Source organism: Pseudonocardia broussonetiae (genome assembly GCF_013155125.1).
GTDB lineage: Bacteria > Actinomycetota > Actinomycetes > Mycobacteriales > Pseudonocardiaceae > Pseudonocardia > Pseudonocardia broussonetiae.
Window position 1 is genome coordinate 1,087,137 of the sequence record NZ_CP053564.1, and the last position, 17,622, is coordinate 1,104,758.

Consider the following 17,622-nt stretch of genomic DNA (forward strand, 5'->3'; position numbering starts at 1 on the left):
GGCCGCCGAACCACCGTGGTGTGCCACTCACGCGCCTCGCGCCGTGACCCGTCTCACTCTGAGACCCGACGCTTATCCGCGGCCCCGCGTTGGCACCCGCGGGACATGACCCAGAGCGTGAACGACGCACCCGACCCCGACAGCGACGAGTTCCTGCAGGAGCAGAACACGGTCGACAAGCTCAGCCCGCCGGACACCTCCGCCGACGCCCCGGCCACGAACCCCGAGGCGATCGACACCGACCCGACGTCGGCCGACTAGAGCTCGAGCGCCCCGGCCAGGGCCCGCACCTGCGCCCTCCGGAAATCCCGCGACACCGCCGCCCGCGGCTCGATCCCGTCGAAACCGTGGTACGCGCCGGGGAAGACCTCCACCTCGCACGCCACGCCCGCCCCGCGCAGCCGCTGCGCGTAGGCGAGGTCCTCGTCGTGGAACAGGTCCAGGTCGCCGAGCCCGATCCACGCGGGCGGCAGGCCCGCGAGGTCCTCGTGGCGGGCGGGCGCGGCGAGCCCCGAGACGGCGCCGCCGAGGTAGGCCGCCCACCCGAAGCGGTTGGCGCGCTGGTCCCACACCCGGAAGGCGCTCTCGTCGACGTCGGTGCGCAGCGTCGTCCGGTCGTCGAGCATCGGGTAGGACAGCAGCTGGAACACCGGCGCCACCTCGCCGCGCTCGCGGGCCAGCAGCGCGAGCCCGGCGGCCAGGCCGCCGCCCGCGCTGGCGCCGCCGACCGCGATCCGGGCCCGGTCGACGCCGGGCAGCCCGGCGAGCGCGACCAGCCCGGCGTGGCAGTCCTCCAGCGGCACCGGGAACGGGTGCTCCGGGCTGAGCCGGTACTCCACCGACGCGACGACGACCTGCAGCTCCTCGCTCAGCGTCCGGCACAGGCCGTCGTCCTGCGCGGCGGTCCCGATCACGAAGCCGCCGCCGTGGACCCACAGCAGCGCGGCGCCGGTGGGCGAGGCCGGGCGGAACACCCGCAGCGACACGTCCGCGCCGGCCGCCACGACCTCGACCCCCTTCCCGGAGCCGGGGATCCGCCCGGCCAGGCCGGACAGGAACCGCACGGGCCGCAGCGTGCGCGGGCCGACGGCGCGGCGGGGCAGCCACCGGGCGAGGGTCAGGCTGGGGTGGAACGGCGAGTCCGGCACCGGCGGATCGTCGCACCGACCGGCGTTGACCGGTGGCGGCGCCGGGTGGACGATCGGCCGAACCCGCGGAGGAGGTCGCCGGATGGCTGTGTGGGACGTCGCCGCCCGGCCCGACCGGGAGCAGTTCGGCTACTGGCACGAGGTCATCTGCCAGGCCTTCGTCCCCCTGACGCCGAGCCGCGCCGAACGCGGCACCGGTTTCGCCGCGCGGGTGGAGACCCGCCCGCTGCACCGCGTCGTCCGCGCCAGCATCGCCTCCCAGCCGCAGCGGACGGCGCACGGCCCCGTCGACGTGGCCCGCACCGACGGCGCCTACTACTTCGTGAACCTGCAGCTGGCGGGCCGGTGCGAGGCGCGGCAGGGGCGCACGACGTCGGTGGTCGAGCCCGGGCAGTTCACCGTCGTCGACACGACCGAGCCCTACTGGTTCGACTTCGACGGCCCCTGGCGGATGCTGTCCTACCGCCTCCCCCACGAGCTGCTCGACGCCCGGCCCGGGCTGCTGGCCCCGCACCTGGGCCGCAACCGCGACGCCACCGGCGCCGGCGGCGTCGTGACGGCGCTGCTGGCCGCGCTGTGGGACGTCGACGACACGACGCCGCCCGGCGCCCGCGCCGACCTCGAGCTCGCGCTCGCCTCGGCCGTCTCCGCCGCACTGGCCGGGAGTCCCGCGCCGCGGGAGCCGCTGCGCGAGGTGCTGCGCGCCGAGGTCCTGCGGTACGTGCGGGCCCGCCTGGGCGACCGGTCGCTGTCGGTCGCAACGGTGTGCCGGCGCTTCGCGGTCTCCCCGCGCACCCTGCACGCCGCGTTCGCCGACGGCGGCGCGACGTTCGCCACGACCGTCCGCAGGCTGCGCCTGGAGCGCTGCGCCGCGCTGCTGGCCGATCCCGCCGTGACGGGCACGATCACCGAGGTCGCGGCGTCGGCCGGCTTCGACGACCCGGCGTCGTTCGCCCGCGCGTTCCGCCGGGAGTTCGGGTGCGCGCCCGGCGACGTGCGGCGCGGCGCACGAATCGCACGGGCACCGCGCACGATCTGACGAGACCGGCCGCCCCGGTGCGGGCGACCCTGGCTGCTCCGCCGTCCCGAGGAGCCCGATGTCCGTCTCGTTCTCGCTGTCGCCCGAGCAGGAGCAGCTGAAGAAGGCCGCACGCGCGTTCGCCGAGGCCCACCTGCGCGACCTCGCCGCCGCCGTCCGCGCCGAGCCCGACCCCGCCCGCCGGGCCGCGCTCGCCCGTCCCGCCTTCGAGCGCGCCGTCGAGGCCGGGTTCCTCAAGGGGTTCGTGCCCGTGCCGTTCGGCGGGGCCGCGACCGGCGGCGTGGACGCGGCCGTGCTCATCGAGGAGTGGGCCGCCCACAGCCCGGACTTCGTCATCTCGATGGCCGGCCCGCTGATCGCGCTCGCCCCGGTCTACCAGGTGGGCACGCCCGAGCAGATCCGCCGGTTCGTGGCCCCGTTCCTCGCCGACTCCGGCGCCCCTGTCGCGGCGATGGCGTACTCCGAGCCCGGCGGCAGCGCCAACTTCGACGCCCCCGCCCCCGCGGAGGGCACCCGGACCACCGCCGTCCACGACGGCGACGACTACGTGATCAACGGCCGCAAGGCGTGGGCCTCGCACCTGCCCGGCTGGGACGGCGACGGCCCCGACGTGATGACGATCGTCTGCCGCGCCCCGGGCGGGGTGTCGCTGGTGGTCGCCGAGCGGGAGCACCTCGCCGGGCGCATCGAGGTCGAGGAGGTCTACGACCTGCCCGGCCTGCGCGGCTGCCTCACCGCGCGGGTCCGCCTGGTCGACGTCCGCGTGCCCCGGGCCAACCTGCTCGGCGAGGAGGGCCAGGGCGTGGCGCTGACCCGGAACGCGTTCGTCGGGAGCGGCGCCTCCATCGGCACGTTCGCCGTCGCGGCGATGCGCGAGGCCTTCGACGTCGCACACCGCTTCGCCACCACCGAGAAGCGCGGCGGCGCCGTCCCGATCATCGAGCACCAGTCCGTCGCCGACCTCCTGGCCGACGCCAAGAGCCGCATCGAGGCCGTCCGCCTGCTTTCCTGGCGCGCCCTGGACGCCGCACTGTCCGGGCACCCGTCGGGCCTGGAGTGGGCCCTGCACGCCAAGGTGCTCGGCTCCGAGACCGGCGTCGAGGTGATCACCAAGCTGATGGGGGTGGTCGGCGTCTCGGCCTACGACGAGCGGTTCCCGCTGGTCCGGTACCTGAACGACGCGCTGGCCTACCCGGTGATCGAGGGCTCCAACACCGGGGTCCGGCGCCGGCAGCTGCAGGAGCTGCTGCGCGCCCCGGGCTACGACCCGCTGGCCGCCTCCGGGATGGGCTGAGCCGGGATGGGCTGAGCCGGGATGGGCTGAGCCGGGATGGGCTGAGCCGGGCTCAGCCGCGCATCCGGCCGGTGTCGAGCAGCTGCTGGGCGACGTCGGCGATGCGGCGGCGGTCGTGGCGGGCGGCGCGGCGCAGCACGTCGAACGCGGCGACCGCGCCCACCCCGTCCCGGCCCATCAGGAACCCCACCGCGCGCTCGATGACCACGCGGTAGTCCAGCGCGTACTGCAGCTGGGAGGCGAGCTCGTCGGCGCTGTGGGCCCGCAGCGCGGCGTGCATCGTCGCCTCGATGACGTCGGCGTAGCGCTGCAGCGCGGCGATCTCCGTGTCGTCCCAGACGCCGGGCTCGGAGCGGTAGACGTCGAGCGAGCCGACGACGATCCCGCTCAGGCGCACCGGCACGCCGAGCATCGCGCGCACCCCCAGCTCCTCGACGGCGGGCCGGTCGGCGGGCCACCGCTCGTCGGTGACCAGGTCCTCCGTCGCGACGACGCGGTTGTGCACGAACGTGTCGACGCACGGGCCCTGCCCGGTGTCGCTCTGGATCAGCTCCAGCTCGCGCCCCGGGCCGTCGCTCGCCGCGACGTAGCGCAGGGTGTTCTGCTCGTCGGCGACCATCAGGCCGCTCCCGGTGACGTCGAACAGGTCGACGCAGGCGGTGACGGTCTCCCGCAGCGCCTGCTCCAGCGCCTGGTCCCGCACCCCGCTGAGGCGGCGCAGGCTCGCACCCAGGGTCTCCGGGTCGATCTCCGGCACGGTGGGCCTCCTCCCGGTACGACGGACGGTCACGACGGGTCGACGGGCTCCGCGCGGGAGCGGCTCGCGAGGGCGGCCTGGCGCAGTACGGCCCCGACGGCGACGGCGTAGGCCTGCACGGCCCGCACCTCGTCGTCGGTCCACGCCGAGGGCTCGATGCGCAGAGCGTTGAAGTTGCCGACCACGACACCGTCGACGAGGACCGGCACGGACAGTACTGCGCGCGCCGCGTGCGCGCCGTCCGCGTCGCGGAGCAGCTCCCACACCCGCGCGTAGTCGGGGGCCTCGGCGACGTCCGGGACGAGGACGGGACGGCCCAGCCGCACCGCGTCGGTGCCCGGGCCGGCTCCGGCCTCGATCTGGGCGTCCTCGAGCGACCGGCCCGCCGCCCCGCTCGCGCCCAGCACGCGGAGCTCGTCGCCGTCGTCGAGCAGCATCACCCCGACGTCGTCGACCGCGAGGACCTCGACGGCCGCGTCGAGCACCGTCCCCATCCTCCGGGCCAGCTCGTCATCCGCCCGGCCCGGACTGCCGGTGTCCATCGTGCGGGGCTCCCCTCCGCCGTCGCGCGTCGTGCCCGTCGACGGGGGGCGTACCCGATCCCCGTCCGCCTACCGCGAGGACGGCGTCCTCCCGGTCGTGCAGCAGCGGGAGCCCGGGGAACCAGCGGGTGACGTGACGGGCGATCGCCGGGTTCAGCCCGGCCACGGCCCAGGTCCGGCCGCGGGCCGCGGCCGCCTCGACGGCCTCGGCCAGCACCTGCATCCCGTGCGCGGAGACGAACAGGTCGGTGACGTCGACCACCACGCGCTCGTAGCCCCGCGACCGCACCAGCGACGCCAGGCACGCGGCCACCTCGTCCTGGGTCGCCAGGTCGATGTCGACCTGCAGGCGCACCACCTGCACCCCGGGCGCGGCTCCGACCGAGCGCACCCCGACTATCCCGTCCACCGTCCGACCCCCGCATGCAGCACACGCACACCGGCGCACGCGGACACAGGGCGGGCGATCAGCGGTGCAACCCTACCCGGTGCGGGGGCCGGCCCGCGACCACCCGTCGACCCTCGCGCCGGCACGCCGGGCACGACATGATCGGGACGACCCCCAGGAGGACACCCGATGCCCGGTCCCAGCCTCGCCACCCGCCTCGGCGGCCTCGTCGCCGACGCCGCACTCGGGCTGCCGCTGCGCGCGAGCGCCTACGACGTGCAGCGCGACCTCGCCGTCCCCGTCGCCGAGGGGGTGACGCTGCTCGGGGACCTCTACCGGCCCTCGCGCGCCTCCGGCCCGCAGCCGGTGGTCCTGATCCGGCTGCCCTACGGCCGCGCGGGCCTGTTCGCGCACGCCTTCGTCACGCCGTTCGCCCGGCGCGGCCTGCAGGTCTTCGTGCAGTCCACGCGCGGGACGTTCGGCTCGGGCGGCCACTTCCGGCCCTTCACCGCCGAGCACGACGACGGCCTCGCCACCGTCGCGTGGCTGCGCGAGCAGCCCTGGTGCGACGGCCGCGTCGCGACCACCGGCGGCAGCTACTTCGGGCACACGCAGTGGGCCGTCGCCCCCTACGTCGATCCGCCGCTCGTGGCGGTCTCCCCGCACATCACGGCTTCGAAGATCACCCGGGCGTTCTACGAGAACGGCGCGCCGCTGCTGCACACGGCGCTGACCTGGTCGGCCCAGATCGGGCGCCAGGAGGTCGGCGGTGCGCTCGGGCCCCTGCCCGACCCGCGCGTCGAGGCCCGGGTCCGGCGGGCCATGCGCCGGCTGCCCCTGCAGGCCGCCGACACCACCGCGGTCGGCGCCCCGGTCGCGTTCTGGCGCGACTTCGTCACCCACGCCGAGCCCGCAGACCCGTTCTGGTCGGTCGCCGACCACGACGGCGCCGACTTCTCCCGGATGCCGCCGGTCAACATGGTCACCGGCTGGTGGGACCTGTTCGCGGCGGGCCAGCTCGACGACTTCCGCCGCCTGCGCGAGGCGGGCGTCGAGGCCCGGATCGTGGTCGGCCCGTGGCTGCACGGCGAGCCCGGCGAGCTCCGGGCGATCCTGCGCAGCGACGTCACGTGGCTCAGCCACCACCTGCTCGGCGGCCCGCCCCCCGCGGGCGCGCCCGTGCGCCTGTTCCTGCAGCAGGCCGACCGCTGGCTCGACCTCGACGCGTGGCCCCCGCCCGCGGCCCGGCCCGTGCGCCACCACCTGCGCGCCGGCGGCGGGCTCACCGAGGAGGCCGGGCCCGCCGACGCCGAGCCCAGCCGCTTCGTCCACGACCCGGCCGACCCGACCCCGACCGTCGGCGGGCCGACGCTCAAGCCCCCGGGCAAGCAGGCCGACAACCGCGCCGTGGAGGCGCGCCCGGACGTGCTCGTGTTCACCGGGCCCGTCCTCACCGCCGACGTCGACGTCGTCGGCCCGGTGCGCGCGCGGGTGCACGTCCGCCCCTCGCTCGAGCACGCCGACGTGTTCGTGCGCCTCTGCGACGTCGACGCCGAGGGCGTGTCGCGCAACGTCGTCGACGGCATCCGGCGCCTCGACCCGCGCACCGTCCCCGGGCCGGACGTCAGCGTCGGCGAGGACGGCGTGCTCGCGGTCGACGTCGAGCTGTTCCCGACGGCGTACCGGGTGCGGGCCGGGCACCGGCTGCGGGTGCAGGTCAGCGGCGGGGCGTTCCCGCGCTTCGCCCGCAACCCCGGCACCGGCGAGCCGCTGGGCACCGCGACGGCCGGGCAGCCGTGCCGGTTCGAGGTGCACCACGACGCGGCGCACCCCTCGCACGTGGAGATGCTCGTGCTGCCGTGACGGTGCTGCCGTGACGGGCTACCGGGCGCGCTCCCCGCGCAGCAGGTAGCGCTGCACCTTGCCGCTCGGGGTCTTGGGCAGGGCGTCGACGAAGTGCACGCGCCGGGGGTAGGCGTGCGCGGCGTAGCGGGTCCGGACGAGCTGCTGCAGCTCGGTCGCGAGCTCGTCGTCGCCGGTGCGGCCGTTGAGCACGACGAACGCCTCGGCGACCTCGCCGCGCACCTCGTCCGGCACGCCGACGACGGCGCTCTCGGCCACGTCGGGGTGCAGGGCGAGCACCGACTCGATGTCGAACGGCCCGATCCGGTAGCCGGCCATGAGGATCACGTCGTCGTCGCGGCCGGTGAAGTAGAGGTGGCCGTCGGCGTCCATCGAGCCGCTGTCGCCGGTCAGGTAGAAGGCGCGGTCGGCGGTGAACCGCTCGGCCGACTTCTCCGGCGCGCCGTCGTAGCCGGTGAACCACATCAGGCGGCTGGCCGGCACGTCGACGACGACCCGCCCGACCTCGCCGGTCGGCGCCGGCCCGTCGCCGTCCTGCTCCAGCACGGCGAGCACGAACCCGGGCATCGCCCGGCCCATCGACGACGGGCGGACCTCGGCGCGGACATCGGGGTGGTGGCCGTTGATCGCGACCATGCCCAGCTCGGTCTGGCCGTAGTGGTCGAGCACGGCGACGCCCAGCGCGCCCTCGGCCCAGCGGACCACGTCCGGGGTGAGCGGCTCCCCCGCGCTCGACGCCGCCCGGAGCACGAGACCCTCGGGCGTCGGGAGGCCGGCGGTGCGCAGCGCCCGGAACACGGTCGGCGCGGCGGCGACGTTCGTGACGCGCTGCTCGTCGAGCACCCGCCAGAACACCGCCGGGGTGAAGTTCGACTCCAGCAGGACCGTGCGGCGCCCGGCCGCGAGCGGGGCGCAGAGCGCGTAGTAGAGCCCGTAGGCCCAGCCCGGGTCGGCGGCGTTCCAGTAGACGTCGTCGGCGCGGACGTCGAGCCCGAACTCCAGGTACGCCACGAACGACGCCAGGGCACGGGCCGGCACGACGACGCCCTTGGGCTTGCCGGTCGTGCCCGAGGTGTAGAGCTGCAGGAACGGGCCGTCCGGACCCTGGACCGCGGGCGGAGCGCCGGTCGGCTGCGCCGCCGCGAGGTCGTCGAAGGACAGGTCGCCCTCGCGCGCCCCCTCCCCGACGGTGACGATCCGCCAGGGCGCGTCGGCCGGGACGTCCGGGCCCGGATCGAGCTTGGCGCGCTGCGAGCCGTGGCAGACGAGCACGGTCGCGCCGCTGGCCTCCAGCCGCAGGACGATCCCCTGCGCGGCGAAGGCGGTGAACAGCGGCACGTAGACCGCGCCGAGGCGCCACAGCGCGACCACGACGACCGGCAGCTCGACGCCCTTGGGCAGCAGCGCCGCCACGCGCGTCCCGGGGCCGACGCCGAGCTCCGCGAGCCCGGCCGCGACGGCCTCGGACCGGCGGCGCAGCTCGCCGTAGGTGAGGTCGACCGACCCGGCGTCGCCGACGACGGTCACCGCGACGGCGTCGGGGTCGTGCCGGTCGCAGAGCAGGTGCGCCACGGACAGGTCCGCCGCCCCGTACTCCTCGATCAGCGTCTCGACCCGCTCGCTCGCGGTCATGGACCCACCCCGTTCCCCGTCGTCGTCGGTGCTCGCGCGCCGCGACGCTACCGGGCGGGGCTCAGCGGGCGACGAGTCCCACGAGCGTGCCGTGGCCGACGACGTGCCCCTCGGCGGCGGCGCGGAGCTCCTCGGCGCTCACGCCCTCCTCCAGCCCGAGCCGCTGGTCCAGCGCCAGCAGCCGGAAGATCATCCGGTGCGAGTCGCCCACCGGCGGTTCCGGTGCGCGCCAGCCGACCGCGCCGTCGTCGGCCCGGCCCGCGACCGCGCCGGCCGGCAGGTCCGCGGCCGACGGGATCCCCGACTCCGTCGACGGGATGCCCGCGGCCAGCCAGTGCACGGCGTCGCCGGCGTCGCGGTCCTCGCACAGGACGGCGAGCTCGACCGCGTCGTCGGGCACGTCGGTCCACTGGAGCGCCGGGCCGTCGCCCACCGACTCGGCGGGCACGAGCCCGTGGTCGACGAACGCGGTGCTGCGCAGGACGATCGAGCGCGGGTCCCCGTCGCCGCCGTCCGTGCCGGCGTCGGCGCCGCCGCGCGGGCCGGCGGCGCGGTCCGGGTCGCCGAGGGTCACCGGGGGGTTCTCGCGCTGGAGCTCGGCGTTGGCCGCGGCGTCCGCCTTGCCGTCGTTGGTGTGCTGCGTCCCGTCCTGGTCGTACTGCGCGCGGAGCCTGGTCCGCTGCACGTCGTAGGCGTGGCTGCCCGGGTTCGGCATGGTTCCTCCTCACGTCGGGGGCCCGGGATACCCGGCCGGCGCGGGCCCACGCCCACCCGCGGCCGGGTCCTCAGGCCGGCGGGGGCTGCAGCCCGGCCAGCCAGACGTCGGTCAGGCCGTCGAGGACGTTCTCGCGCGTGAAGTCGCCGTGCTCCCCGTCGACCGGCATCTCGAAGGCCAGGACGCCGCGGAACTGGTTGGTCAGCAGCGCGATCCGCGTGCGCGCCTCGTGCCGGCGGGCCTGCGGCCAGCGCTCCAGCCAGCGCGGCATGCGCTCGACGAAGGAGTCCACCGAGCGGTAGGACTCCGGCCCGCCGAACGCGTCGGCCGCCGTGAGCACCGCGCGGTTGTCGACCATCCACTGCAGGGCGCGCGCCATCCAGTCGCGCATCGCCGCGCGCGAGCCCGTCGCGAGGACCCCGTCGAGCTCGGCGTAGAACGCGCGGGTCTCCACGAGCAGGCGATCGCCGAGCTCGGCCACGACGTCGGACTTCGTGCGGAAGTGCAGGTAGAACGTGGCCCGGCTGGCCCCGGCGGCGCCGACGATGTCGTCGACGGTGGCGGCGGGGTAGCCCTTGCGGTCGAAGACCTCGGCGCCCGCGCGCAGCAGCCGTTCACGGGTGTAGGCGCGCTGCTGCACGCGCAGCGGTGCCGGCTGCGTCATCGGCGGATCCTAGCCGCGCCACGAGCGCGAACCGCTCGCCCATTGACTGGACACAGTGTCCATCTTAGCGTCGTGCGTCACACCCCTCGACGTTCGGAGCAGCCGTGAACGACCACCCCACCCCGGTCCCCGAGGAGGTCGACGTCGCCGTCGTCGGCGCCGGGTTCGCCGGCCTCTACGCCCTGCACCTGATGCGGCAGCAGGGCCGGAGCTGCCACGTCTTCGAGGCGGCGGGCGACGTCGGCGGCACCTGGTACTGGAACCGCTACCCCGGGGCGCGGTGCGACGTGGAGAGCGTCGACTACTGCTACTCGTTCTCCGAGGAGATCCACCGCGAGTGGGCGTGGAGCGAGCGGTTCGCGACGCAGCCCGAGATCCTGCGCTACGCCGAGTTCGTCGCCGACCGGCTCGACCTGCGCCGCGACATCTCCTTCGGCGCGCAGGTCAGCTCGGTCGAGTGGGACGAGGGGTCGTCCACCTGGACCCTGGCCACCCGGGACGGCCGCGGCACGCGCGCCCGGTTCGTCGTCGCCGCGGTCGGGCTGCTCTCGGCGTCGAACACCCCGGCGATCCCCGGCCTCGACCGCTTCGCCGGGCGCGTCCTGCACACCGGCCACTGGCCGCACGAGGGCGTCGACTTCTCCGGGCGGCGGGTGGCCGTCGTCGGCACCGGGTCGTCGGGCGTGCAGGTGATCCCCGAGATCGCGGCGGCCGCGGCGCGCACCACGGTGTTCCAGCGCACCGCCAACTTCGTCATGCCGGCGCGCAACCGCCCGCTGACCGCGCGGGAGGTCTTCCACGCGCAGGGCGACCGCGAGTTCATCCGGCAGCAGGCCGAGGTGTCGGTCGCGGGCTACTACACCGCGGGCACGGGCCGCTCGGCCCTGGAGGACACCCCCGAGCAGCGGGCGGCGGAGCTCGGGCGGCGCTGGGAGATCGGCGGCACCGAGTTCGTCGGCACCTACGCCGACGTGGCCACCTCGCGCGAGGCCAACGCGATCGTGTCCGAGTTCGTCCGCGAGCGGATCCGGGAGACGGTGCGCGACCCGCAGGTCGCCGCCCGGCTCGAGCCGCACGACCACCCGATCTCGTCGAAGCGGCCGACCGTCGGCACCGGCTACTACGAGACGTTCAACCGCGAGACCGTCGAGCTCGTCGACGTCCGCGCGGAGCCGATCGTCGAGATCACCGAGCACGGCGTCCGCACCGCGACCGGCGAGTACCCGGCCGACGACCTGGTGATGGCCACCGGCTACGACGCCATGACCGGCCGCTGACCCGCATGGGCATCCGGGGCCGCGAGGGCCTCGCCCTCGCCGACGCCTGGGCCGACGGGCCGCGCAGCTACCTGGGCCTGGCCACGGCCGGGTTCCCCAACCTGTTCACCGTCACCGGCCCGCTCAGCGCCACCGCCCTCACCAACGTCATGCGCTCCATCGAGCACCACGTGGAGTGGATCGCCGCCTGCCTGGAGCACCTGCGCCGCGAGGGCGTCACGACGATCGAGGCCGATCCCGCCGCCCAGGAGCAGTGGGACCAGCAGGTCGCGCACGTCGGCAGCTACACCTTCTACCCCGAGGTCGCGTCCTGGTACACGGGCGGCAACATCGAGGGCAAGGCGCGCAAGCTGATGATGTGGGTCGGCGGCCTGAACACCTACAAGCAGGTCTGCGCGTTCGTCGTCGACGGCGGCTACATCGGCTTCCGGCTCGACGACCGCGAGCCGGCGCAGCCCCCCGAGGCCGTCGCGGACGTGGTGCCCGCGCCGGCCCCGGAGGACCTCACCGCCGCAGCGGCGACGCCCTGACCGTCCCCCTCGTGGTCAGTGCGCGGGCGCGAGCTCCCCGAGGAACGCGGTGAGGATCCTCGCCAGGTCCTCGGGGCGCTCGATGTGCAGGCCGTGGCTCGATCCCGGCCCGGTGACGAGCTCGTAGCGCGCACCCGGGATGGCGTCCGCGACCTTCTTGGCCTGCCACGGCGGGGTGAGCAGGTCCTGCTCCCCCACGACGACGAGCGTCGGGGCCGTGATGGCGCCGAGCCGGTCGATCGTGTCGTGGGCGAGGTCGGCGTCCCACTGCTCGACGGTGACCTGCATCTGCTCCTCGTTCTGCGGGAACGCGGGCAGCATCGGCTCCAGCATCGCGCCGAAGTCCGGGTGGTCGAGCAGCTGCGGCGAGAAGGCGATGCCGGCCGTGGCCAGCGCCGACTCCATGTCCCGGTGCACATAGGGCAGGCGCAGCGCGGTGAGCACCGAGCGCTGGAACCCGTCGGCGCGGCCCCACGTCGCGTACATCAGGGCGGACGCGACCTGGTCCGGGTGGGCCAGCGCGAGCTCCTGCACCACCGCCGACCCGAGCGACCACCCGAGCACGTGCGCCCGGGGGATCTCGAGCGCCTCCAGCAGGGCGGAGGCGTCCTCGGCCAGCGAGGCGACGGTGATCTCACCGGTGCCGCGGTCGCTGCCGCCGAGGCCGCGGTTGTCGAAGGCGATGACCTGGTGGGTCTGTGCGAGGCGGGACGACAGCTCGCCCCACAGCGCGATGGCGCCGGACGTGCCCATCACCAGCAGCAGCGGCTCGCCGCTGCCGGTGATCTCGTAGTTCAGGGTGACTCCGGTGCGGACGGGGATCTGTGGCACGGGTACTCCTCGGTGCGGGGGGTGGGGTCAGCGGTACTGGAGGCCGTCGTCGATGTCGGCCTCGGGGAGCGAGACGCGCTCGTGGTCGTGCTCGTGCATGTGGGTCCACGGGTCGCGGTCGCTCTGCTTGAACATGCGGTCCTGGGAGCGCAGGACGTACCCGGGGTTGAAGTTGTCCGGGTCGCTCCAGGGCAGCAGCGGCAGGCCCTCGTCCTCGGGACGCAGCGTCGGGACGACGGTGGACGCACCGCGCTTGGCCATGCGCTCGAAGATCCGGCCGACGACGTCGTTGACCAGGTCGACGCGCAGCGTCCAGCTGTGCCGGAAGTAGCCGAAGGCGTACGCCATGTTCGGGACGCCGCTGATCATGATCCCGCGCCAGGTGACGCGCTGCGAGAAGTCCACGGGCTGGCCGTCGAGGCGGAACGGGATGTCGCCGAACACCGAGAGGTTGAACCCGGTCGCGGTGACGACGATGTCGGCCTCGAGCACCTCGCCCGAGGAGACCTGCACGCCCTTCTCGGTGAACTCGGTGATCGTGTCGGTGACGACGGCCGCCTTGCCCTCGCGCATCGCGGCGAACAGGTCGCCGTCCGGCACGAACGCGATCCGCTGCTGCCAGGGCCGGTAGCTCGGGGTGAAGTGCTTCTCGATGTCGGTGCCCTCGGGCAGCAGCGGCCGGATGGACTCGACGAGGAACGCGTGCAGCTGGTCGGGGTCCTCGAGGCCCGTCGTGGCCAGCCAGTCGAGCTGCTGGACGTACTGGCGGCGGAGGATCTCGTGCGTCCAGTCCGGCGGCAGGTCCAGCGGGGCCAGCATCGTCGCGAGCTCGTGCACCGACGGGGCGGGGAACCAGTACGACGGCGAGCGCTGCAGCATCGTCACGTGCTCGGCGGTCTGGGCCAGTGCGGGCACCACGGTGGCGGCGGTCGAGCCGGAGCCGATGACCACGACCTTCTTGCCCGCGTGGTCCAGGTCGGCCGGCCAGGCCTGCGGGTGCACGATCGTGCCCTCGAACCGCTCGGTGCCCGGCCACTCGGGCGTGTACGGCTCGTCGTGGTTGTAGTAGCCCTGGCACATCCACAGGAACGACGCGGTGAGCTCGAGCTCCTCGCCGGTGTCGGTGCGCAGGACCCGGGCGGTCCACCGGGCCTCCTCCGACGACCAGTCCAGCGACGTCACCTTGTGGTGGTAGCGGATCCGGTCCGCGAGCTCGTCCTCCTCGATGACCTCGTCGAGGTACTCGAGGATCGCGTCACCCGCGGCGATCGACGCCCCGCGCCACGGCTTGTGGCGGTAGCCGTAGGTGAAGAGGTCGCTGTCGGAGCGGGCGCCCGGGAAGCGGTGCGTCCACCAGGTCCCACCGCGGGCGTCCTGGGCCTCGAGCATCACAAAGGACCGCTCGGGGAACTCCGTCCGCAGCCGGTGGGCGGCCCCGATGCCGGACACCCCCGCTCCGACGATCAGGACGTCGACGTGCTCGGTCCCACTGGTGCTCTGCGCCTGGTCGGCCGTTGCGGCACGGGTCATATCCGGGTTCCCCCTGAGTCGACGATGACGGGATGACCCGACGGTAGGACCTGCCTTCGCGACCCCCGTGTCCGAACTTCGGACGGTTCCGCCCTTGACCTGTGACGCATAGTGTGACGAGGGCGACAAGGAGGTACGCGGGAATGGGTGATGTCCTCGCTCGGCGCAGGCTCCTCACGTCGGCGAGGGCCCGGCTCCTGGACCACCCCGACGCCGACCTCCCGGGCATCCCGGACCAGGTCGCGGCGTCCTGGCGCCGCAGCGTCGCGAGCGGCGTCGACCCCACGGTCGTCACGAACCTGCACCACCCCGGCCTCGACGTCGAGTCGCGGCTCGTGCGCTGCGCCCGGCCCGTCGTCGAGCAGCTGGCCGAGCAGATCGGGGCCGTCCCGGTGTGCGTCGTGCTCACCGACGACCGCGCCCGCCTGCTCGTCCGCATCGACACGACGGCCGCGATCGGGCGCGCCGCCGACGAGAACTCCTTCGCGCAGGGCTACGGCTACGAGGAGGGCGCGGTCGGCACCAACGGCGTCGGCACCGTCCTGGAGGCCGGCCGGTCGGTGCACGTCGTCGGCGCCGAGCACTTCGTGGAGTCGCTGCACCCCTACGCGTGCGCCGGCGCCCCGGTGCGCGACCCGTTCACCGGGCGGGTCGAGGGCGTGCTCGACGTCAGCTGCCGGGCCGAGCACTCGTCGCCGATCCTGCACTCGCTGGTCGTCTCGGCCGCCACCCGCATCCAGGACGCGCTGCTGCAGGACCGCGACCGGGGGCAGCAGGCGGTGTTCGACCTCTACGCCCGCGTCGACGCCCGCGCCCGCCGCGCGGTGCTCGCGGTGGGCCGGCGGACGGTGCTGGCCAACACCCTGCTGCACACCCTGCTCGACCCGGGCGACCTCGCCGCGCTGCAGGACCACGCGCGCTTCCGGATGGTCCGCGAGCACGACGTCGACGACCGCCTCGACCTGCCGTCGGGGGTGCGGGTGCGCATGCGCGGCACCGTGGTCACCGTGGGCAGCTCGGTCGCCGGCCTGGTCGCGGCGGTCTCCGTGCTGCGGGAGGCCGACGGGATCGCGCTGCCCCGCAGCGTCGAGCGGCCGCTGCCCGAACCGGCGAGCTCCAGCCCCGCCTGGCGGGGGGCGTGGACGTCGGCCGCGGAGGCGCTCCGGTCGGGGGCGCCGCTGCTCGTCGTCGGCGAGTCCGGGAGCGGGCGCCGCCGGCTGCTCACCGACCTCGACCGCGCGCTGCACGGTCCGGGGCACGTCGTCGAGATCGGCCCCGCCTCCGCCGACGCCGCCGACCGCGTCCGCCGCGCCGGGCCGTCACCGCTCGTCGTGCTCGCCGACGTCGACCGCTGGGACGGCGTGCCGCCCGGCCTGAACGCCGCGCTGCACGCGCACCGGGCCCGGCTCGCCGCGACCACCGCCGGCGGCGCGCGCCACGGGGCGGCGGTCGCCGGGGTGCTGGCCGGGTTCCGGCGCTCGGTGACGGTGCCGCCCCTGCGCAACCGGTCGGGCGACCTGCCGTCGCTGGTCACCGACCTGCTGGCCGACCTGGCGCCCGGCCGGGACGCGCGGCTCTCGGCCGAGGCGCTGCGCGCACTGGCCCGGCACAGCTGGCCGGGCAACGTGCGGGAGCTGCGCGACGCCCTCGGGGCGGCCCTGCTGCACCGCCCGGTGGGGATGGTGGAGGTCGGCGACCTGCCCGCGTCCTGCCAGAGCGCCCCCCGCTCGGCGCTGCGCCCGGTCGACCAGGCCGAGCGCGACGCGATCGTGCTGGCGCTGCGCGAGTCGGCCGGCAACCGGGCGGCGGCGGCCGCGGCGCTGGGCGTGGCCCGGTCGACGCTCTACCGCAAGATCGCGCAGTACGGGATCACCGCCTGACGCGCCTGCCTCAGGTCCGTTCCGCGAAGCGGACGAGGGCCTGCTGCGCGTCCCGGTACGACGTCGCCGCCACCGGGGGCTCGCCGGCGCGGATCGCCGTCGCCACCCCGACCGCGGCGTCGAGGGCGGCGCGGTAGGGCAGCGAGCCGGTGCTGACGCGGCGGACGCCCAGGCCGCCCAGCTCGTCGAGCGTGCGGCCGGGCACGGCGAGGACGTTGACGGGCACCGGGATCGCCGCCGCCAGCTCGCGCAGCTCGCCGGGGTCGGTGGCGCCGGGGACGAAGACGCCGTCGGCGCCGGCCGCGACGTAGACCTCGGCCCGCCGGAGGACGGCCGGGACGGTCGCGTCCTCGCCCAGCCAGTAGTCGTCGACGCGGGCGTTGATGAAGATCTCCGGGCACCGCTCCCGGATCGCCGCGATCTTCTCCGCGTGCGCCGCGGGGTCGACGAGCCGGCCGTCGGTGCCGTCCTCGACGTTGACGCCCGCGCACCCCAGCCCGGCGACGTAGGCCGCGACCTCCTCGGGGTCGTCGGAGTACCCGTCCTCGACGTCGGCGGACACGTGCGCGTCCAGCGGCGCGAGCGCCCGCACCAGCGCCGCGGTGGCGTCGCGGCTGGCGCGGCCGCCGTCCGGCCGGCCCGCGGCGGCGCCGACCCCGAAGCTCGTCGTGCCCACCGCGGGGAAGCCCGCGTCGACGAACGCGACCGCCGACGCGACGTCCCAGGCGTTGGGCAGCAGCAGCGGGCGCTCACCCCTGTGCAGGTCGTGGAAGCGCGGTCGCCGGGACTCGGTGGGCACGGGCGGCTCCTGTCGTCGGGGTCACCTCGCGATCGCCAGGCGCTCCTCCACGCGGTCGGGCAGGCGCAGGCGTTCGGGAGCTGCAGTGTGCAGCACCGCGGACAGCTCGGCGCCCTCCGGAACCCCGCCGGGGTGCCGGTCGTGGAGGGTGAGGGTCACGAGCTCCCAGCCGCGCGGGTCGATGCCGTACGCCCCCAGCTGCGCCTCCCCCACGGCGACGGCAGACGCCAGCCGGGCGTCGGTCGCGCGGGCCATCCCGACGATGTCTACGTCAGCTGCCAGCGCGGTCTTCCGGCGTACCGCGTGAGACGGCGGGGTCGGCCAGTCCGGCGCGGGGTCCATCAGGTGCCCGGTGGCGGCGACGCGGTCCCGGATGATCCGCATGTCGTAGTCGGCGGGCAGGGTGACCTCGTACTGCATCGCGATCACCGGGCGACCTCCAGTCCCCTCAGCAGCGCGAGCAGCCCCCGGACGGCCGCGGCGAACCGCTCCTCGTCGAGCTCGGCCCGCGCCAGCACGTACCCGCCCTGCAGGGTCGCCAGGATCGTCCCGGCGAGGTCGTCGGGCGCGATCTCGCCCCGCTCCTGCCGCTGCGCGACCACCGCGGCGAGCGCACCCCGCGATCCCGCGAGCGCCTCGGCCACCGGCTCGCGCAGGGCGTCCGCGGTGACCACGTCGGGGTCCTGGGTCAGGCGGCCGATGCGGCAGCCAGGCTGCCCTGCCCCACCCAGCC

19 protein-coding genes are annotated in these 17,622 nt (G+C 75.4%); 7 read left to right on the forward strand and 12 right to left on the reverse strand.

Translation table 11 applies throughout. From position 1 onward, the window contains the following. Window positions 1-105 precede the first annotated feature (105 nt). Complete coding sequence (locus HOP40_RS05320; RefSeq protein WP_172155221.1) at window positions 106-261, forward strand: hypothetical protein; 156 nt, start codon at window positions 106-108, stop codon at window positions 259-261. On the opposite strand, the gene HOP40_RS05325 is transcribed toward HOP40_RS05320, so the two are convergent. After that, window positions 258-1,148 (reverse strand): alpha/beta hydrolase, encoded by an 891-nt coding sequence (locus HOP40_RS05325; RefSeq protein ID WP_172155223.1) that lies wholly within the window; start codon window positions 1,146-1,148, stop codon window positions 258-260. The genes HOP40_RS05320 and HOP40_RS05325 overlap by 4 nt on opposite strands. Window positions 1,149-1,230: 82 nt before the next feature. On the opposite strand from HOP40_RS05325, the gene HOP40_RS05330 reads away from it, so the two are divergent. Continuing rightward, window positions 1,231-2,187: an AraC-like ligand-binding domain-containing protein gene (locus HOP40_RS05330; protein ID WP_172155225.1), complete on the forward strand. Its 957-nt coding sequence runs from the start codon at window positions 1,231-1,233 to the stop codon at window positions 2,185-2,187. A 58-nt stretch (window positions 2,188-2,245) separates the two neighbouring features. Then, window positions 2,246-3,481: an acyl-CoA dehydrogenase family protein gene (locus HOP40_RS05335; protein ID WP_172155227.1), complete on the forward strand. Its 1,236-nt coding sequence runs from the start codon at window positions 2,246-2,248 to the stop codon at window positions 3,479-3,481. Between the two features lie 52 nt (window positions 3,482-3,533). Here HOP40_RS05335 and HOP40_RS05340 read toward each other — a convergent pair whose 3' ends face one another. Genes HOP40_RS05340 through HOP40_RS05350 form a run of 3 tightly spaced genes read right to left on the reverse strand, consistent with a single transcriptional unit; the run spans window position 3,534 to window position 5,171 of the window. Continuing rightward, window positions 3,534-4,238, reverse strand: a complete 705-nt coding sequence (locus tag HOP40_RS05340) for a GAF and ANTAR domain-containing protein (RefSeq protein ID WP_240157524.1) — start codon at window positions 4,236-4,238, stop codon at window positions 3,534-3,536. A 29-nt stretch (window positions 4,239-4,267) separates the two neighbouring features. Further along, entirely contained in the window at window positions 4,268-4,780 is a 513-nt protein-coding gene (locus tag HOP40_RS05345) for a GAF domain-containing protein (RefSeq protein ID WP_172155229.1), read from the reverse strand. Beyond that, complete coding sequence (locus HOP40_RS05350) at window positions 4,749-5,171, reverse strand: STAS domain-containing protein (protein WP_172155231.1); 423 nt, start codon at window positions 5,169-5,171, stop codon at window positions 4,749-4,751. The genes HOP40_RS05345 and HOP40_RS05350 overlap by 32 nt, the downstream gene beginning before the upstream one ends. A 186-nt stretch (window positions 5,172-5,357) precedes the next feature. On the opposite strand from HOP40_RS05350, the gene HOP40_RS05355 reads away from it, so the two are divergent. Continuing rightward, entirely contained in the window at window positions 5,358-7,031 is a 1,674-nt protein-coding gene (locus HOP40_RS05355) for a CocE/NonD family hydrolase (protein WP_172155233.1), read from the forward strand. 18 nt (window positions 7,032-7,049) lie between these two features. Here HOP40_RS05355 and HOP40_RS05360 read toward each other — a convergent pair whose 3' ends face one another. From HOP40_RS05360 to HOP40_RS05370, 3 genes are all read right to left on the reverse strand, one after another. Beyond that, entirely contained in the window at window positions 7,050-8,663 is a 1,614-nt protein-coding gene (locus tag HOP40_RS05360) for an AMP-binding protein (RefSeq protein ID WP_172155234.1), read from the reverse strand. 61 nt (window positions 8,664-8,724) lie between these two features. Then, window positions 8,725-9,378 (reverse strand): YbhB/YbcL family Raf kinase inhibitor-like protein, encoded by a 654-nt coding sequence (locus HOP40_RS05365; protein WP_172155235.1) that lies wholly within the window; start codon window positions 9,376-9,378, stop codon window positions 8,725-8,727. A 70-nt stretch (window positions 9,379-9,448) separates the two neighbouring features. Further along, on the reverse strand, window positions 9,449-10,042 hold the full coding sequence (locus tag HOP40_RS05370) for a TetR/AcrR family transcriptional regulator (RefSeq protein ID WP_172155236.1): 594 nt from the start codon (window positions 10,040-10,042) through the stop codon (window positions 9,449-9,451). 104 nt (window positions 10,043-10,146) lie between these two features. Between HOP40_RS05370 and HOP40_RS05375 the strand changes: the two genes are divergently transcribed. Then, window positions 10,147-11,319 (forward strand): flavin-containing monooxygenase, encoded by a 1,173-nt coding sequence (locus HOP40_RS05375; protein ID WP_205347089.1) that lies wholly within the window; start codon window positions 10,147-10,149, stop codon window positions 11,317-11,319. A gap of 5 nt (window positions 11,320-11,324) precedes the next feature. Beyond that, window positions 11,325-11,849, forward strand: coding sequence for a hypothetical protein (locus tag HOP40_RS35375; RefSeq protein ID WP_205347090.1), 525 nt, complete (start codon window positions 11,325-11,327; stop codon window positions 11,847-11,849). A gap of 15 nt (window positions 11,850-11,864) precedes the next feature. Here HOP40_RS35375 and HOP40_RS05380 read toward each other — a convergent pair whose 3' ends face one another. Further along, window positions 11,865-12,680, reverse strand: coding sequence for an alpha/beta fold hydrolase (locus HOP40_RS05380; protein ID WP_172155237.1), 816 nt, complete (start codon window positions 12,678-12,680; stop codon window positions 11,865-11,867). Window positions 12,681-12,707: 27 nt separating this feature from the next. Continuing rightward, a complete protein-coding gene (locus HOP40_RS05385; protein WP_172155238.1) occupies window positions 12,708-14,210 on the reverse strand; it encodes a flavin-containing monooxygenase in 1,503 nt (500 codons plus the stop codon). 143 nt (window positions 14,211-14,353) lie between these two features. Between HOP40_RS05385 and HOP40_RS05390 the strand changes: the two genes are divergently transcribed. Next, window positions 14,354-16,090, forward strand: a complete 1,737-nt coding sequence (locus HOP40_RS05390) for a sigma-54-dependent Fis family transcriptional regulator (protein WP_172155239.1) — start codon at window positions 14,354-14,356, stop codon at window positions 16,088-16,090. Between the two features lie 10 nt (window positions 16,091-16,100). Here the strand turns inward: HOP40_RS05390 and HOP40_RS05395 are convergent, their stop codons facing one another. Genes HOP40_RS05395 through HOP40_RS05405 form a run of 3 tightly spaced genes read right to left on the reverse strand, consistent with a single transcriptional unit; the run spans window position 16,101 to window position 17,620 of the window. Beyond that, entirely contained in the window at window positions 16,101-16,889 is a 789-nt protein-coding gene (locus HOP40_RS05395; protein ID WP_172155240.1) for an isocitrate lyase/PEP mutase family protein, read from the reverse strand. A 21-nt stretch (window positions 16,890-16,910) separates the two neighbouring features. Beyond that, complete coding sequence (locus tag HOP40_RS05400; RefSeq protein WP_172167886.1) at window positions 16,911-17,309, reverse strand: DUF4865 family protein; 399 nt, start codon at window positions 17,307-17,309, stop codon at window positions 16,911-16,913. A gap of 5 nt (window positions 17,310-17,314) precedes the next feature. After that, on the reverse strand, window positions 17,315-17,620 hold the full coding sequence (locus HOP40_RS05405) for a TetR family transcriptional regulator C-terminal domain-containing protein (protein WP_420821813.1): 306 nt from the start codon (window positions 17,618-17,620) through the stop codon (window positions 17,315-17,317). Between the last annotated feature and the right edge of the window lie 2 nt (window positions 17,621-17,622).

Bases quoted from the DNA above. Each gene is read 5' to 3' on its own strand.
- HOP40_RS05320 (WP_172155221.1), top strand. From the start codon at position 106: ATGACCCAGAGCGTGAACGACGCACCCGACCCCGACAGCGACGAGTTC.
- HOP40_RS05330 (WP_172155225.1), top strand. From the start codon at position 1,231: ATGGCTGTGTGGGACGTCGCCGCCCGGCCCGACCGGGAGCAGTTCGGC.
- HOP40_RS05335 (WP_172155227.1), top strand. From the start codon at position 2,246: ATGTCCGTCTCGTTCTCGCTGTCGCCCGAGCAGGAGCAGCTGAAGAAG.
- HOP40_RS05345 (WP_172155229.1), bottom strand. From the start codon at position 4,780: ATGGACACCGGCAGTCCGGGCCGGGCGGATGACGAGCTGGCCCGGAGG.
- HOP40_RS05355 (WP_172155233.1), top strand. From the start codon at position 5,358: ATGCCCGGTCCCAGCCTCGCCACCCGCCTCGGCGGCCTCGTCGCCGAC.
- HOP40_RS05360 (WP_172155234.1), bottom strand. From the start codon at position 8,663: ATGACCGCGAGCGAGCGGGTCGAGACGCTGATCGAGGAGTACGGGGCG.
- HOP40_RS05365 (WP_172155235.1), bottom strand. From the start codon at position 9,378: ATGCCGAACCCGGGCAGCCACGCCTACGACGTGCAGCGGACCAGGCTC.
- HOP40_RS05370 (WP_172155236.1), bottom strand. From the start codon at position 10,042: ATGACGCAGCCGGCACCGCTGCGCGTGCAGCAGCGCGCCTACACCCGT.
- HOP40_RS35375 (WP_205347090.1), top strand. From the start codon at position 11,325: ATGGGCATCCGGGGCCGCGAGGGCCTCGCCCTCGCCGACGCCTGGGCC.
- HOP40_RS05385 (WP_172155238.1), bottom strand. From the start codon at position 14,210: ATGACCCGTGCCGCAACGGCCGACCAGGCGCAGAGCACCAGTGGGACC.
- HOP40_RS05390 (WP_172155239.1), top strand. From the start codon at position 14,354: ATGGGTGATGTCCTCGCTCGGCGCAGGCTCCTCACGTCGGCGAGGGCC.
- HOP40_RS05400 (WP_172167886.1), bottom strand. From the start codon at position 17,309: ATGCAGTACGAGGTCACCCTGCCCGCCGACTACGACATGCGGATCATC.